The sequence below is a fragment of the Enterococcus sp. LJL120 genome, assembly GCF_054871765.1.
In genome coordinates this window covers 1-16,321 of record NZ_JBTXLV010000006.1, presented here as the reverse complement: position 1 = coordinate 16,321, position 16,321 = coordinate 1, and the positions used below count along the sequence as shown (strand labels likewise).

The following is a 16,321-nucleotide window of genomic DNA, read 5'->3' as shown; positions in this document are numbered from 1 at the left end:
AAAGCATTACGCTTGCTTTAATTGTTTAATCAAATTAAATATTTCAATCTGCAATTCCACTTCCAACTGCCGGTTGCCTTTTTGGCTGGCTTCTTGCTGCTGTCGTTTTTTTTGATTGATTTCATCAGCAATGCTGGCCTTGGCGATCACCTGCAGTAGATCGTGAATTTCTTGGGGAGAACTTTCCTCCGACAGATTGAGATAAGCAATTTCAATGGCGAACTGTTTCAGTTGCGGATCTTTTAAAAAATCTAAAAAATCAGCAAAGACAAACTCGTGAACAGTTGCCAGATAACCTTCTAATAAAACATATAATTCTTGATAACTATCATGGGCAAAATGAAACTCGACTTGGCTCAACTGCCTGCGCACTGTAATCTCATTGAATAAGCGGTACAAAAGCATCTGCTCAGCTTTTTCCACTTGACTCAGCTTCTTCTTAGGCGCTGGAGCGACTGTTGGCAGCTCATCTGGAACTGAATACTGCTCTACTTGAACTTGCCGCCGCTGTTCTTGCCGCTGGGTTTCCTTCAATAAGCGCAGCTGCTGTTGCAAGGTGTCCCGCCCTAGATTAAATTCCTGGGCCAATTGCGTCAGATAGCGATCTTGTTCAATTGGGGAAGAAACTTCTACTAGTGCTGTCAAGACGTCTTCAATGTATTCCAGTTGTTCTTTTTCATTTTGCATATTGCGATTGTGTCGCAAATAATTTTTCTTAAAGGCAAAAACCGTTTCCTGACCGTGTAATAAAACCTCAGCCAAGGCCTCGTCGCCATATTTTTTGCGGTATTCATCCGGGTCAAGCTTTTCCGGCAAACTAACAATCGTCACATCGAGACGGCTATTACTTTGCAGCAATTGAATCCCGCGGTTGGTCGCATCGACACCCGCAGCATCCCCGTCATAGGCGATGACTACATGTTTAGCGACTCTTTGGATCCCGGCAATCTGCTGGTTTGTCAAGCTGGTCCCCATTGAAGCAATGCCGTTTTTAACACCGCTTTGCCACGCTGAAATGACATCCATAAAGCCTTCAAATAAAAAAACCGTCTGCGTTTTACGAATGGTTGGTCGCGCTGCAGCAAAATTATAGAGGACATCCCGCTTGTTAAACAAAACTGTTTCTGGGCTGTTCAAATACTTTGGCTGATCTTCACCGGAAAAATCTTCCGTCGGCAGTAATCTGCCGGAAAAGCCAATCGTGCGTCCTTGAAAGTCTTGGATGGGAAACATAATACGCTGGTAAAAGCGGTCTAAAAAGTTTCCATCACTTTGCTGGACAAATAGACCTGAGGCTTCTGACAATTGCGGATCAATTTTTTCATTTTCAAAAATTTTTGCTAAAAAAATCCGCTGCAAAGGGGCAAATCCTAATTTAAAATCCGTGATTAACTCTTTGGTTAAACCACGCTGATACAAATATTCCAACGCCTCTGCGCCGGCTTTCGTGTTCATCAACATGTGGTGATACAACTCTTGGGCTTTTTCATGAAGCTCAATCAATTGTCGTTGCTGTGAATTTTGGGTGTCTTCCCTTGGTGTGGCCTGCTGCCATGCTTGATCAATTGGAAGGTTCTCTAATTCGGCAACTTTCACGACTGCTTCAGGAAAGCTCAATCCTTCGATTTCCTGAATAAAGCCAAACACATTTCCGCCTTTACCGCAACCAAAGCAGTGAAATATCTGCTTGTCCTCCGCCACTGAAAAGGATGGTGATTTTTCATTGTGGAAGGGACACAATCCAAGATAATTCTTCCCGGATTTTTTCAACTGGACATATTGTCCAATCACTTCGACGATATTGGTCTTTTGCCGAATTTCATCGATTTTGGCATCGGGTATTCGACCGGCCATACTTTCACCTCCAAGGTTTGGAAATGATGCAACCTATGACTCGAAAAATCGCACCAATCAGAAATCAGCGCGATTTAAAAATGGACATAGATATACATTATTATTCTATCACAAACATGGTGTTTTTCCAAACTGATTGACTGCTTTTTTTAGCAAAGTTTTAGATTTTGGTTATTTTCCAAATAAGCAGCCGTAAAACAGCATTTAAGACCATCATAATCGCAAATATCGGCAGCGTAGTCATCGTTAGGAAACCAATTTCCAAAAGCGAATGAAATAACATAGCCGCTACATAGATTCCCACCACCGTTGTACTCGCTAAAAAAATGCGCAATGGGTTAAATGGCAGACAGGCTTTAATCACAGCTAAACAGCTAATTCCTATCAGCAAATAATACATCAAAGTTGTGGTATCTAACTGACTCCAGCCATTCCCTTGACCCAACAGATAAATGGTCACTACATTCAAAATAACCAGTAACGCGTTAGGCAAAGCTGACTTTAAAGCAGTTGTTAAAAATTTACCACTGATACGGCGCTTATCCCCTTCAAAGGACAAGAAGAAGGAAGGATAGCCTTCAATCGCCAAATCAATCAAAGTGATTTGAATGGGAATAAAAGGAAAAGCAATAGCCGTTAATCCGCAAATAATCGAGAGAATAAAGGAATAAATCGTCTTAATAAAGAAAATTCCCGAGACCTTGGTGACATTGTTAACTACCCGGCGGCCTTCAAAAAGCACCTGTGGTAATGTAGTAAAATCCGAATCCAATAAGACTAAATTGGAAATTTGGCGTGTGGCACCATCGCCTTCTGCCATGGCGATGCTGACATCGGCTTCTCTCAGCGCCAAGACATCATTGACCCCATCACCAGTCATGGCCACCGTCCGGCCTCGGTCTTTTAATTCCTGAACCAAAAGTTTTTTCTGTTGCGGCGTTACTCGCCCAAAAACTGTATAGTAAGTGGCAGCTTTTCTGACCTCATTGTCCGTTTGACAAGTTGATAAATCAATATAATTCTCGTAATTCGGCAAGCCAGCACGACGGGCGATATTAGAAACGGTTACCGGGTTATCCCCGGAAATAACTTTTAAATCGACCCCTTCTGCGTGGAGATAAGCCAAAGTTTCTTCGGCATTTTGGCGGATGATATCTTCAATTTCAAAAATCGCTAACGGCTCAAGATGCTCAAAATTTTCCTGCAAATTTTGATTGGGAGCAATCGCCAACATCAAAATCCGGTAGCCTTCTTTTTGGGCGGCGACAATTTCCGGAAATTCTTGCTGAGGCACTAGTTTCTCTGGCGCACCCAAATAAATGGTTCCAAGCTCCTTAAATTCCATAGCGCCCCATTTGCGCTCTGAAGAAAAGCCGAGTTTTTCACCGGCACCATAGCGATTCGAGACTGAAAAATAATCCCGCAACGCCTGCATCGTAACATTATTATCTGTCGATTCAGCTAAGTAACTGCCGATAATTGCCGGCAATTGGTCTTCATAGACTGGGTGCAAGGATCGAACATGCTCAACTCGCATACGGCCTTCGGTGATTGTGCCGGTTTTATCCAAGCACAAGGTATCGACATGGGCCAGCGTTTCAACAGCGTACATGTCCTGCACTAAAATTCTTTTTTTCGCCAACTTGGTCACACCGGTGGTCAAAGCAATACTGATCAGTAGAACCAGTCCCTTTGGCAGCATTCCCAATAAAGCTGCCGCCGAGACAACAACTGAATCTTTAATACCGCTGTCCCGCAAAAAGAAAGCTTCAATAAATAATAAAATCCCTAAAGGAATAATGACAAAGCTCGTAAAACGGGAAACTTTTCTAATTGAGCGGACCAATTCAGAATCCAATGGTTTATGGACCTTGGCTTCATTGGCAAGCTTCATAGCATAATTATCTAAGCCGACGTGAATCACCTTGGCTGTTAAACTACCGCTGGCTAAAAAACTACCAGATAAAAGTTCATCACCGGTATGTTTAACTACTAAATCCGCTTCACCGGTTAATAGCGATTCATTGGCCTCTCCCTGTCCATCTAAAACTTCGAGGTCAGATAAAATTTCATCCCCTGCCTTCACCAAAACCACATCATCTAAAACCAGCTCACTGGAATCAATCGTTGTCACTTGACCATCTCGAAGCACCTCAACACCCTGCTTTGAGACAATTGACAATTTTTGGACCATATTACGGGCATGGATTTCTTGATAAATTCCGATGGTGATATTGACTAAAATAATCACCAGATAAAACATATTGGAATATGCCCCAACAAAGAATAGGCAAATCCCAATTAAAATATTCAGCAAATTAAAGAGGGTTAAAATATTATCTGAAAAAATTGCTTTTGTCGATTTGCTGGCATTTTCCGTGTGATTATTTTGCAGCCCTTGAGCTTGACGCTGGGCGACTTCCTGGGCTGTTAAGCCAGTTTCATTTTGCATATCGATTCCTACTTTCCAAATTATCAGTATCCAGTCTACCACGGCAGCAAAGAAACTCAAGAAATAACCGACTCATTTTCAGAAATTTTATAAAAACTTTTTTCTTTTGTGAAGCAAACCCTTTGGAGTATTTAACTATCTAGCCCTTTCCATAAAAAAATACGCCGAAAGCAATCAAGCTCCGGCGTAAAAAAATTTGATTCAAAGGAAAAATTTTATTTGTATTTTTCTTCTAAGCTACTCATCCACCAGCCTAATGCTGCCCCAGCAACACACAGAGCAAAGCAGGCTAGATAGCCCATGATACCCATTCCACTGTAATTCGTTGGAATAATCATCACTGTTGAGGCAAAGACCACCCCTAAAATAAAATGGAAGAGCTTTGCATAGGCCTTACTAAAGATATAATCCATCACCTTTGACAGGCCTAGCACACAGACCAATCCGCCAATGGCTAATGGCACAATCACGCCGAAATCCATCGTCTTAAAGCCATCACTCATAGCGGTATACATTCCCATGTAAACTAAAAAGTTAGATGGGCTTAAGCCGGGAACAATCATCCCTAAGCCAATCAAGCCACCGGCGATCATCCAAGTGAAAAAGTTTTGATCGACTTGGCCGCCGAAAAGATCTGCGCCAAATAAAAGGAAGATAAAGGCCACCACAAAGGTAATTGCCATCAAAACCGTATCCCCTTGACTGCGGCCTTCTTTGCCGGCTTCTTTCCAAAGGGCCGGCACTGTTCCTAAAATACAGCCGACGAAAAACCAAAGAATCGGTGTTTCATAATTAGTCAATAAAAAACTGATTGGAAACGAGAGTAAAAAGACGCCGGTAACTCCGCCGATACCGACGGGAATAAAATACAAAACATTTTCTTTAAAGTTTCTAGTTAAATGGGCCAGAAACGAAATCATTCGTTCATAGATGCCGAAGACTGCCGCCAGCGCACCCCCACTGACTCCCGGCAAAATAAAGCCTGATCCAATAAACATCCCTTTGACAAAACGTAGTAGCCAGTCTTTTAAAGAAGACTGGTCCTGTGATTTTTCCATTTTTCTCCACCTATCTTAAATTTTAATTATTACCCAAAAATTGACTCGTAAAATTCAATCAGCTTTTGATTGTCTTGAACAATCTGGCTGTAAAAGAAATTCCCGCCGTTGCTGTATAGATAGCCACCATTATACAAAATCGCCTGCCATTTATAATAACGGTAAGTTTCTGCCGTCTGATTTCCCAAAAGGGGCGCCAAAACATCCCGGGAATAAGTCTCAGCTAAGTTGACAGTGCTAGTGCCGCCGTTTTCACTGACATAAGCAATATAATCATGGCCGAAATTATAAGACTGAATCGCTGTTGAGAGATTGTCGCCGGCAGCCTCAGTCGTCTCAATGGCGCCGGACAGGTAACTAATCCCCTGTTCAATGCTATCTGCTTGTGTTTCAATAGAATCGGGTTCGCCTGATAAACTCTCCGAACTCTGCATCAAATCTGTGCCACTGCCTTTGGACTCCGTATAAATAATCGCTAAAATCAATGTCTCATGGTCACTGATCCCGTATTGACTAGCCAGTGTTTCGACTTCTGGCCGGAAACTTTCCACTCGTTTAATAATTGTATAAGTTCGATAGCCAATAAACAAAGCTACTAATAGACTAACTAAAATAATTAATTTTATCAACATAAAAAGGCAACCTAATGGGCCTCGACGTTTTTTTCGCATAATTTCCATCCTTTTTTTCAAGGTTTTTCTATCATACCGAAAAAAAGCGCCCTTGAAAAACCTTCTTTAAGATATTTAAAATAACTTAACAATCAACTTTAGATTTTCTGTTGGCAGCTTACAGGCCTTACAATTTTGATAGCGGTCAAAAACTGTTAAAATAAAGAAAAGCCGTTATACTATTTTTAGAAGGTGCCCTTATGGAATTCAGACAACAAACTGCCATCATGTCAGACGGCAGCCAATTATATTACGAAGTTTACGGTACAGGCTTTCCCGTGGTCCTGCTCCACGGAAATGGCGGCAATGGAAAATTCTTTTCTAAGCAAATTCCTTTTCTCAGCCGGTATTTTCAATTGGTGATTATCGACAGTCGTGGTCACGGCCGTTCTGCTAATTATGCTGAGACCCTCAGCTTCAGCTTGATGGCACGGGATATTTTTGAAATCCTCGAACAGGAAAAAATTGCCCAAGCGGATTTTATCGGCTTTTCTGATGGGGCCAATTTAGCGATGGTTTTTGCGGTCAACTATCCGCAAAAAGTGCATCGGCTAGTTTTAAATGCCGGCAATTTAAATTTTGCCGGCTTGCGGAAAATCTCCCAGTGGACTAGTTATTTAATTGTTGCAGTAAGTCACGTTTTAGCCCTCTTTGGCAGCAGGCTGAAGCGCCTGAAGACCGCCAGTGATTTATTATTAAAAGACACGGGCTTAAGACCAGATGACCTGCAAACAATTCAAGCCCCCACTTTAATAATCGTCGGAGCCCATGATGTTATCAAAAAAAGTCATTCCCGCAATCTAGCACACTGGATACCTAATAGCCAGTTTATCGAGGTGCCAAAAGTCGGGCACCAGTTGGCCCGTCAAGCGCCAGCCGCATTTAATCAGCTTATCTTAGCTTTCTTACAAGATCGGAGGTCCTCATGGAAAAAATAATTGCCTGGTTCAAAAAAAGATTACCTGTTTTCAAGTTTTTATTTCTACTATCAGTAATTATCGTCGTGATTTTTCAATTAGTCACCCTCAGTAAAACCATCACGCCGGAGCAAATTGCAGATGTGTTTCAAAGTATTCCCCTGTGGAAGCTAGCAGTAATGCTAGTGATTGGTCTAGTCGCCATTTTGCCAATGCTGAACTATGATATTGTCCTGAATAAAATGCTGGGGCAAAAGCTTAAAACTAGCTTTTTATTGGAGTCCAGCTGGTCGATAAATACTATTAACAATATGGTCGGCTTCGGTGGTGTCTTTACCATCGGCTTGCGAACTGAATTTTTCGGCAAGGAAATCGATGGTAAAAAACTGCTGCAGCATTTATCCAAGCTACTGCTTTTCTTAATGTCAGGGCTCTCGGTCTTTAGTCTCGTCAGTTTTATTTTACTGTTTACAATGCCGATGAATCATTACATCACAGATTATTGGATTTGGCTTTTAGGTGGCAGCCTGTACTTCCCGGTTATTTTGCTTGTCACTAAGTTAAAAAAGGAAGGCATTTTAGGAGGCTTAGCCGCAAAATATCGCTGGCAGCTCCTGTTAACATCGACCCTTGAATGGGCAGGTGTTCTAATCAGCTTTCTAGCCATCGGCGCTTTGATGGACATCAAGGTCAACTTTTTTGCGGTCATTCCGTTATTCATCGCCTCTTCTGTTATCGGGATTGTCTCGATGATTCCCGGTGAGCTGGGGAGCTTTGATGTGATGATGATTTTTGGTTTAGCATCGCTTGGTGTTCCCCATGATGTGGCTGTCACTTGGATTTTATTATATCGCCTGTTTTATTATGTGATTCCTTTTATTATCGGCGCCGTCTTCTTATTTAAAAATCTCGGTGGTGAAATTGACAGCCGCTACAATGGAATTCCCAAAGAATTACTCCAGGAAATTGCCCATAAGGTGTTGGTTTTTGCCTTGTATTTTTCTGGCAGCATGATGGTCTTATTAGCGACAATTCCTGAGGCCTTCAACCATTTTCAATGGTTGAATCATATCAATCCCTGGCGTTTGCATTTTATCAGTCAGTTTCCCAGTCTGCTTTTAGGCTTTTTATTACTGGTGATGGGTCGGGCAACCGCCAATCGCAGTCAAAAAGCCTATCTGCCAACATTAATTTTACTGGCGCTGGCTAGCGTCTATATTTTCTTCAGTGAATTTAACACGGCAACATTAGTCTTTTTAGTATTGCTATTTGTTTTAGCAGTCTTTTCCAAAAGAGAATTGTATCGCAAACAATTTGTTTACTCTTGGGAAAGCATGACGATGGACGGCTTATTGTATACTGCGTTATTTATTTTATATATCGCGATTGGCATTTATAATTTACCAGCTTTTCCTCATCGCAACCATCATACAATCGATTTCTTTTTATTTCCCTCAGAGCGCACGTGGTTGACGGGCTTTATTGCAATTGTCGTCGTGGCATCGATCATTTGGCTCTTCATTAAATATCTACAGGGAGAGAAAAAAGTCCTTGGTGAAAAAGTTGCAGATGAACAAGTCTATCAAGTCCTTAATAAATATGGCGGCAATCCCGAAAGCCAATTGGCCTTTTTAGGCGATAAAAATATTTATTTTTACAATGATGGTGCCGAGAATACCGTTTTCCTTCAGATGAATACCCACAACGATAAGTGTGTCATCATGGGAGACCCAGCCGGCAAGGAAAGTGATTTTGCCGATGCGATTCAACAGCTGATTCATGACGCCGATATTCTCGGCTATCATCCGGTCTTTTACGAAGTGAGCGAGAAGCTGGTCATGCTACTCCATGAGTTTGGCTATGATTTTATTAAAATGGGAGAAGCTGCCGAAGTTGATTTAACAACCTTCACAATCTCCGGTAAAAAAATGAAGGGCCAACGAGCTACCATGAATCGCCTCCAAAAAGAAGGCTATCAGTTTGAAGTCCTCAAGCCACCTTTTAATCAAGAGACAATGGCTAGCTTGCGGAAAGTCTCAGATGCTTGGTTAGCTGGCCGCAAAGAAAAAGGCTTCTCTCTAGGCTTTTTCTCTGAGGATTATCTGCAAAAATCGCCAATCTCGGTGATTAAAGACCGGACCGGTGCAATTGTTGCCTTTGCCAATATTATGCCGACTTATACTGAGACGATCGGCACAATTGATTTAATGCGCCATAATCCCGAAACGGCGCCTTCAGGGACGATGGATTTTCTTTTTATCAATCTGTTTGAGTATATGCACAACGAAGGCTTAACCATCTTTGATTTAGGGATGGCGCCCCTCTCAAATGTCGGCACCTCCCGCAAAAGTTTTACGCAGGAACGTATCGCTTACTTAGTCTATCAATTTGGTTCGCATTTTTATTCCTTCCAAGGTCTGCGGGATTATAAGGAAAAATATGCTGCCGAGTGGGTGCCAAGCTATACCGCCTACTCCAGAGATAGTTGGATTATTTATGTCATGAGCGCTCTGTTAATTATTGATAATGCACCCGTTGAAAAATAACGAAAAAGCCCACCACTGCGGTAAGTTTCCCGCAGCGGTGGGCAATTTTTTTTAAGTTTTTAGTTGTCGTCTTGCCAAAAATTCTGTAGTTTTTCTGGCAATTCTTCCGGTCGATTAAAGCCAAGATAGCCCCGCCAATGCTCGGGAAAATACTGCTGATAGCGGGGGGTGACAAAGCGTTGGTCTAATAAAAGAACCACCCCTTTATCGGTCATCGTGCGAATTACGCGACCAGCCGCCTGCAAGACTTTATTCATCCCGGGAATTTGATAAGCATATTGGAAGCCTAACCCTTTTTCATCGTAATAGTTTTTAATCAAATCCTGCTGGTGACTGAGCTGCGGTAGACCAACACCCACAATACCGACACCAATCAGCCTAGTCCCCTTCAAGTCAATCCCTTCAGAAAAAATCCCCCCTAAGACACAAAAACCAACTAACGTTTCTTTTGGTTCTACCTCAAAGTTAGCTAAAAATACTTCCCGTTCTTCTTCGCTCATTTGATTTTGCTGAATCAAAATCCGCAATCCTGGATAAGCTTCAATAAACAGTTGATAGACATCATCTAAATAACGATAGGAAGGAAAGAAAAAAAGATAATTACCGGTTTTTCCCTGAGCTAATTTTGCCAGCTCAGCCACCACTCTAGGCAAACTAGCCTCCCTTTGACGATAAGTCGTCTGAATCTGCTGGTCAACCAATAACAATTGCTTTTTTTCATCAAAAGGCGAGGCTAAACGGTAAGTCAACCGTTCTTCATTCCCTCCTAAAACCTCACTATAATAATCTAAAGGCGTCAAACTAGCCGAAAATAAAATCGCTGCCCGTCCTTTTTCTAAGCTCTGATTTAATAAAAAAGACGGGTCAATACAGTATTGCTTGATGATGATATCATGATTGCGCTGCTCTAAATAAGTCACAAAATGGTCATCGTAAAATTCGCTAATTCTAGTATAATTCAACGCTTCAAAGTAAAAGCTTAAAACCATTTCCTGCAGATCATCATTGGGATTTTCCGCTAACCATTCCTTCGCCACCTCGGTAAACTGGTAAACCCGGCTTGTCAAACTCTCCACCGGAGCTGCTTGCGCAAAAAAGTCAGTCTCCTTTTCCTCTAAGACTTTCCGCAGCTGAATCATTTCTTGATTTAACTTAGTCAAAGCTTTATGTAGCTTCTTATGGTTTTTACTTTGATTTTTTAAGGTTAAAATCGTATTTTTGGTCAAAGACTGGGAATACATCTCCCGTCCCCGATCAACTAAATTGTGGGCTTCATCCACTAAAAAAAGACTTTGACCATCGGGATTTTCAAAAAAGCGCCGCAGATAGACTCTAGGATCAAAGAGATAATTATAATCGCCAATCACAATATCACCAAAATTACTCAAGTCTAAAGATAGTTCAAAGGGACAGACTGTGTGCTTTTTGGCATAGGTCTCAATCACTTCACGAGTCAGCTGATTCTCCTCGTGAAGCACATCCCACAAGACATCGTTAATTCGATCATAATATCCCTTAGCAAAGGGACAGGCCTCCGGGGTGCAATTTCGTTCTGTCAAAAAACAAATTTTGTCTTTGGCAGTCAACGTGACACTCTTGACCTCAGCTTGCTTTTCCTTCAGTGCAGCAATCCCCTCTTCTGCGACCGTCCGTGTAATCGTCTTGGCCGTCAAATAAAAAATCCGTTGCGCCTTCCCCTCACCAATCGCTTTAAGAGAGGGAAACAATGTGGAAATTGTCTTACCGATACCAGTCGGCGCCTCCACGAACAGCTGACGTTCACTTAAAATCGTCTTATAAACCGCCACCGCCAACTCCCGTTGTCCTTTACGATAATCAGGAAAAGGAAAAGCCAGTTGCTTCAAAGATAAATTCCGACGCTCCTGCCACTCCTCTTGAAAAACCAGCCATTTCTCATATTCCGTCACCACATGGGAAAAAAATTCAGCCAGCTCAACAGCAGAAAAGGTCAATTTCTGGCGAGTAATTTTTTTCTCAGTCGTCTGAAAATAAGTTAATTGTAAGGTAATCTGCTCCAGATTTTCCTTTAAGCAGTAGATATGTCCATAACATTTGACCTGATTCCAAAACATTTCAACCTGTTCAGGTAATAAGTCCTCAAATTCCGGCTCAGAAGTTTTTATTTCATCGATTGTGATCTGCTGATCTTCTGTAATTACCCCATCTGCCCGGCCTTCAACTGTTAACATCCGTTCCGTTAAAGGTATCTCTAAAGACAGAAAAACTTCTTTTTGATAATTTTCTCCACCAGCCTTTTGTAGTTGGCGATGAATGCGGGCCCCCTCTTGCGCCGTGTGGTCACTAGTATGCCGCTCGTCAATGCTGCCTTTGCGCAAAATAAATTCCACCAAATTGCGCACTGAAATTCGTGCTGTTTTCATGGCCAACCTCCTAACTTATTCATTATAGAACATCCATTCGCATTTCACTAGTCAAAATACAGAGAATACTAAAGACAAATCCAGAAGTCTCTGAAGATTTCCAACTTCATAAATACTTTTGTGCAGATTATTTTTGATTGCCCACGAACTTTTACAGCTCATAGAGTGGCCACAAAGTATCAACAGATTTTATGTAAAATTTAAAATCAACAAAAAACGCCTATCAAACTTAGCTGGTAAGCCAAATTTTTGATAGACGTTTCAATAATCTTTAATAATCAGTAAAATTCCATAATTTTTCTTGGAACTCAATGCCGTTATTTGATTCAAAAATGCTGAGACTAGTGTTCCCCAATAAGCCCGCCTCTCTGACATCAGCAACTGTTTTTCCCTTAAGCAGCTGCATCAGCGTCATCAAAGTAACACCATGGGCGACGATTAGATACTTTTCATCATTACTATAAGCTAACGAATCGCTAAAATGCTTCACTCTTTTTGCTAAATCAAAAAAGCTTTCACCATGGAATGCTGTTGGATCATATTTTTCCGGCACATGTAACAAATTATGAAATTCCGGCTCCTGCCGCTTCTTTTCAATCCGCAGCCCGTCCCAGTCACCGAAGTTAATCTCCTGCAAATCGTCGACAACTTCAATCGCCGGTTTGTCTGTCTGAGGCAACAAAATATTATTTAATGTTTCCTGCGCCCGCTGCAATGGACTGACATACGCTTTGGCAAATGTTTCCTTTGCCAAATACTCTCCCAACAACTGAGCTTGCGCCACACCTTCCGGCAACAACGGCGGATTTGACTGACTGCCATTAAACCGGCCTTCATGATTATTAATCGTCAATCCGTGACGTACAAAATAAAGCTCTGCCATGCTTTTCATCCCCCTGAACTTTAGAATAATCAAACTTTCTCTCTTAAGCTTAACGGAATCTGGCGGGTTGTCAAATGGCGATGGACAGAATCGGCGAGTATCTTGGACAAAACTTGCGATTTCGCCTCCTGCACAGCTTTGATCCTTGTGTTATACATTTTAATGTCTTTTTCAAGGCGAATAATTTTGGCTAAATTCCACTGATGATTGTTTCAAAATATATTTGCTCAGCCTCAGATATGCTTTTTTATATAGGAACAAGAGTGTTGCCAGAAGTTTACACCTAAATTAAACAAGCTCATCACTAAAAGTTAATTATTCTTGATTTTACTTTTTAGGGCCTCTGCAAAACTGTTTCTGTCTCGTAGACCTATTGGATCCACAAAGACAATATAATTCGGGATTCCATTTGTTAATAAAACTAATGTCACAACCATTTTTATGTTTACCTTAGCAGATAAACTATATAATCTTTTTCTTAACTGCTATTAGTTAACTTTACAAATCGTCAATCCTATACTCCATATAGCCTTCATAAAAATAACTCGTATCAATTCCTTTCATGAAAATTTCTCTGTCGTTAACTTTATCTGTCAAAGCCTCTTTTACCAAATAACGAATTTCTAAATCATTTATAGGGCTACGTTTCATCGCTGATAGGTAAGCCTCTTTATCGATTAGAGACCAATCAACAACTTTTCCTAATTCTTTTTTTAGAATCAAGTCCAACCATATGCGCATACTGCGACCATTGCCTTCTCGAAAAGGATGTGCCACATTCATTTCGACATATTTAGCGATAATCTCTTCAAAAGTACTTTGAGGCATTGAATCTATATTTTCCAATGCCGGTTTCAAATACATCACTGAAGCAAATCTAAAGTTTCCTTTTGCAATGTTTACATCTCTGATTTTTTCAGCAAAATAATAAATATCTCCAAATAAATTTTCGTGAATATCAGAAAGGCTTCGAAATGTGCCTATCTCAAAATCATTAATCTTACCTGACTCAAACAAATCTTTAGCCTTTTTTTTGCTGAGCTTTTCTTCAGTCTTGGCTAAATCAATTTGATCAGTTATATTAAGTTTATTCTCTAGCATGGCTATACTCCTAGATAATAGTAATAAAAAATTTATATCAGATAAATGTAGTGACCCCAAAAAGTTAGACTTTTTTCGGAGTGGAGAAATCCACTCCGTTTTTCTTTGTTTATTTACCAGGCTTATGCCACCCTTAATGCTACTTCTCTAAATTGGACTGGGCTTTGCCAATCTAATTTACTCTTCATACGTTCATGATTATAGTAATGAATATACACATCGATTGCTTCCTTCAATTCCTCAAAGCTGTGGTACTCTCTTCCATGATAAATTTCTTGTTTTAGTAAGCTAAAAAAATTCTCCATGATTGAATTATCCAAGCAAGTCCCTTTACGGGACATACTTTGGAAGATTTTATGTTCTTTCAACTTATGGTGATAGACTTTGTGTTGGTTTCTTATTTGAAGCATTTCCTCTTCGATTTCTTGATCTGGATTTTCTCGATCAAAGCGCTTTTGCCAATACATAAAGGTTGATTTAGGAAATTTCAATGTCTCAAGAAGCTCAACTAATTTGAATGGTCCTCGGAGGCTGTCGATGATTCGTGCGATTGATTCTTTCGTCTTTGTTAGGCTTCCAGTTTTCGCAGCTTCCTCAATTCTTTTAAAAAAGCATTCTCAATCTGAAGAGAACGGACTTGTTTTTCCAATTCCTTGATGCGATCGAGTTCTTCAGGTGTTTCTTTCTTTGGTTTCTTCTCTTCTTTTTTCTTAGGCAAAATGGATGGGCGTCCTTTCTTCTTTGAGAGTCCATCTAGCCCTTGTGCACGAAATATTCTCATCCAGTTAGAGACTAAGGCAGGATTATTTATTTCCAAATGGTTCGCCACTTCACGATAGGACAGCTCAGTTGTTTGATATAACTCTATCGCATCCATCTTGAATTGAACAGGATAACTTTGATTTTTCCTTTTTCTAAGAAGGCCCTCTTCTCCAAATTCACGATAAGCATTGACCCAATTTTGCACTTGATTTTCTGACTTCACTCCATATTTTTTTGATAGATAAACCGCTCCTCCTTTTCCTTCAAGATATTCTACAACGATTTTCAGTTTGAATTCAAAACTATATTTAGCCATAAAAATACCGACCCCCAAAAGTTAGATTTTTGGTCTAACTTTTGGGGGTCGGTACAAAAAGCACCTACTTTTTTTCACTATTTTAAATCTACAAAACAATACAAAAATAGCAACGAATCCTTAGAATCGTTGCTACAATTTTTATACCGGCGGCCGGGGTCGAACCGGCACGCCCTCGCGGGCACTGGATTTTGAGTCCAGCGCGTCTGCCAATTCCGCCACGCCGGCATGTTGTATAATTTTGCGAAAAGGCGGTAACCGGATTTGAACCGGTGATGAAGGTTTTGCAGACCTCTGCCTTACCACTTGGCTATACCGCCATTATGCAATTTCCCTTATAAAGGAACTGGGGTAGCTGGATTCGAACCAACGCATGAGGGAGTCAAAGTCCCTTGCCTTACCGCTTGGCTATACCCCAATAAGAGGGCGAACGATGGGAATCGAACCCACGAGTGCCGGAGCCACAATCCGGTGCGTTAACCACTTCGCCACGATCGCCGTAATACTAAAACTAATTAAATAATAATGGCAGGGGTAGCAGGAATTGAACCCACACTAACGGTTTTGGAGACCGCTGTTCTACCTTTAAACTATACCCCTACAATGGAGGAGAGTGGATTCGAACCACTGAACCCTAAGGAACGGATTTACAGTCCGTCGCGTTTAGCCACTTCGCTACTCCTCCAAATGGCGCGGGACAGAATCGAACTGCCGACACATGGAGCTTCAATCCATTGCTCTACCAACTGAGCTACCGAGCCAAAACTATTCAAAAGATAAACGGTCTGGACGGGACTCGAACCCGCGACCTCCTGCGTGACAGGCAGGCATTCTAACCAGCTGAACTACCAAACCGTAAATGGAGGTTAACGGGATCGAACCGCTGACCCTCTGCTTGTAAGGCAGATGCTCTCCCAGCTGAGCTAAACCTCCAGTGTAAAACAATGACCCGTACGGGAATCGAACCCGTGTTACCGCCGTGAAAGGGCGGTGTCTTAACCGCTTGACCAACGGGCCAGGAAATTAACGGAGAGTAAGGGATTCGAACCCTTGAGACAGTGGTTACCGTCTACATGATTTCCAATCATGCTCCTTCGGCCTCTCGGACAACTCTCCAGAGAAAAGAATCCTACTCAATTCATTAATTTGAAGCTAACTCCGGCAGTAGGACTCGAACCTACGACATCATGATTAACAGTCATGCGCTACTACCAACTGAGCTATGCCGGAATAAACAACTGCGTGGCGACGTCCTACTCTCACAAAGGGCAACCCTTCACTACAATCGGCGCTAAGAAGCTTAACTTCTGTGTTCGGCATGGTTACAGGTGTATCCTTCTCGCTATCGCCACCACACAA

At 41.4% G+C, this 16,321-nt stretch carries 9 protein-coding genes, 12 tRNA genes, 1 rRNA gene and 1 pseudogene; 2 read left to right on the top strand and 21 right to left on the bottom strand.

The genetic code is table 11. The features are described from left to right. Positions 1-6: 6 nt before the first annotated feature. The 4 genes from dnaG to ACYSNU_RS10700 all read right to left on the bottom strand — a co-directional run bounded on the left by dnaG (position 7) and on the right by ACYSNU_RS10700 (position 6,035). Positions 7-1,854 carry a DNA primase gene (gene dnaG / locus ACYSNU_RS10715; protein ID WP_461737200.1) on the bottom strand — a complete coding sequence of 616 codons (1,848 nt, stop codon included), beginning with the start codon at positions 1,852-1,854 and terminating at the stop codon, positions 7-9. 160 nt (positions 1,855-2,014) lie between these two features. Further along, entirely contained in the window at positions 2,015-4,306 is a 2,292-nt protein-coding gene (locus ACYSNU_RS10710; RefSeq protein WP_461737199.1) for a cation-translocating P-type ATPase, read from the bottom strand. A 215-nt stretch (positions 4,307-4,521) separates the two neighbouring features. Further along, a complete protein-coding gene (locus tag ACYSNU_RS10705; RefSeq protein WP_461737198.1) occupies positions 4,522-5,364 on the bottom strand; it encodes a DUF368 domain-containing protein in 843 nt (280 codons plus the stop codon). 29 nt (positions 5,365-5,393) lie between these two features. Further along, positions 5,394-6,035, bottom strand: a complete 642-nt coding sequence (locus tag ACYSNU_RS10700) for a lysozyme family protein (protein WP_461737197.1) — start codon at positions 6,033-6,035, stop codon at positions 5,394-5,396. Positions 6,036-6,235: 200 nt separating this feature from the next. Between ACYSNU_RS10700 and ACYSNU_RS10695 the strand changes: the two genes are divergently transcribed. Then, positions 6,236-6,973 carry an alpha/beta fold hydrolase gene (locus ACYSNU_RS10695; RefSeq protein WP_461737196.1) on the top strand — a complete coding sequence of 246 codons (738 nt, stop codon included), beginning with the start codon at positions 6,236-6,238 and terminating at the stop codon, positions 6,971-6,973. Next, positions 6,961-9,498: a bifunctional lysylphosphatidylglycerol flippase/synthetase MprF gene (gene mprF, locus ACYSNU_RS10690; protein ID WP_461737195.1), complete on the top strand. Its 2,538-nt coding sequence runs from the start codon at positions 6,961-6,963 to the stop codon at positions 9,496-9,498. The genes ACYSNU_RS10695 and mprF overlap by 13 nt, the downstream gene beginning before the upstream one ends. 59 nt (positions 9,499-9,557) lie before the next feature. On the opposite strand, the gene ACYSNU_RS10685 is transcribed toward mprF, so the two are convergent. From ACYSNU_RS10685 to rrf, 17 genes and pseudogenes are all read right to left on the bottom strand, one after another. Further along, entirely contained in the window at positions 9,558-11,900 is a 2,343-nt protein-coding gene (locus ACYSNU_RS10685) for a helicase C-terminal domain-containing protein (protein WP_461737194.1), read from the bottom strand. A gap of 271 nt (positions 11,901-12,171) precedes the next feature. Then, positions 12,172-12,783 carry a histidine phosphatase family protein gene (locus tag ACYSNU_RS10680; protein ID WP_461737193.1) on the bottom strand — a complete coding sequence of 204 codons (612 nt, stop codon included), beginning with the start codon at positions 12,781-12,783 and terminating at the stop codon, positions 12,172-12,174. 498 nt (positions 12,784-13,281) lie between these two features. Further along, positions 13,282-13,884 carry a protein adenylyltransferase Fic gene (gene fic / locus ACYSNU_RS10675; RefSeq protein WP_461737192.1) on the bottom strand — a complete coding sequence of 201 codons (603 nt, stop codon included), beginning with the start codon at positions 13,882-13,884 and terminating at the stop codon, positions 13,282-13,284. Between the two features lie 122 nt (positions 13,885-14,006). Then, positions 14,007-14,962 (bottom strand): annotated as a pseudogene (locus tag ACYSNU_RS10670) (transposase). A gap of 144 nt (positions 14,963-15,106) precedes the next feature. Further along, a tRNA-Leu gene (locus ACYSNU_RS10665) sits at positions 15,107-15,190 on the bottom strand. 21 nt (positions 15,191-15,211) lie between these two features. Further along, positions 15,212-15,282 (bottom strand) — tRNA-Cys (locus tag ACYSNU_RS10660). A 26-nt stretch (positions 15,283-15,308) separates the two neighbouring features. Continuing rightward, a tRNA-Gln gene (locus ACYSNU_RS10655) sits at positions 15,309-15,380 on the bottom strand. Between the two features lie 7 nt (positions 15,381-15,387). Further along, positions 15,388-15,460 (bottom strand) — tRNA-His (locus ACYSNU_RS10650). Positions 15,461-15,488: 28 nt separating this feature from the next. Next, positions 15,489-15,562: transfer RNA gene (locus tag ACYSNU_RS10645), tRNA-Trp, on the bottom strand. Positions 15,563-15,566: 4 nt separating this feature from the next. Continuing rightward, positions 15,567-15,647 (bottom strand) — tRNA-Tyr (locus tag ACYSNU_RS10640). 3 nt (positions 15,648-15,650) lie between these two features. Beyond that, positions 15,651-15,723, bottom strand: a tRNA-Phe gene (locus ACYSNU_RS10635). A gap of 20 nt (positions 15,724-15,743) precedes the next feature. Further along, positions 15,744-15,817 (bottom strand) — tRNA-Asp (locus ACYSNU_RS10630). 5 nt (positions 15,818-15,822) lie between these two features. Continuing rightward, positions 15,823-15,895: transfer RNA gene (locus tag ACYSNU_RS10625), tRNA-Val, on the bottom strand. Between the two features lie 12 nt (positions 15,896-15,907). Continuing rightward, positions 15,908-15,979, bottom strand: a tRNA-Glu gene (locus ACYSNU_RS10620). A gap of 10 nt (positions 15,980-15,989) precedes the next feature. Beyond that, positions 15,990-16,078: transfer RNA gene (locus ACYSNU_RS10615), tRNA-Ser, on the bottom strand. 40 nt (positions 16,079-16,118) lie between these two features. Beyond that, positions 16,119-16,192, bottom strand: a tRNA-Asn gene (locus ACYSNU_RS10610). 10 nt (positions 16,193-16,202) lie between these two features. Beyond that, positions 16,203-16,318: ribosomal RNA gene (rrf, locus tag ACYSNU_RS10605) — 5S ribosomal RNA — on the bottom strand. Positions 16,319-16,321 lie beyond the last annotated feature (3 nt).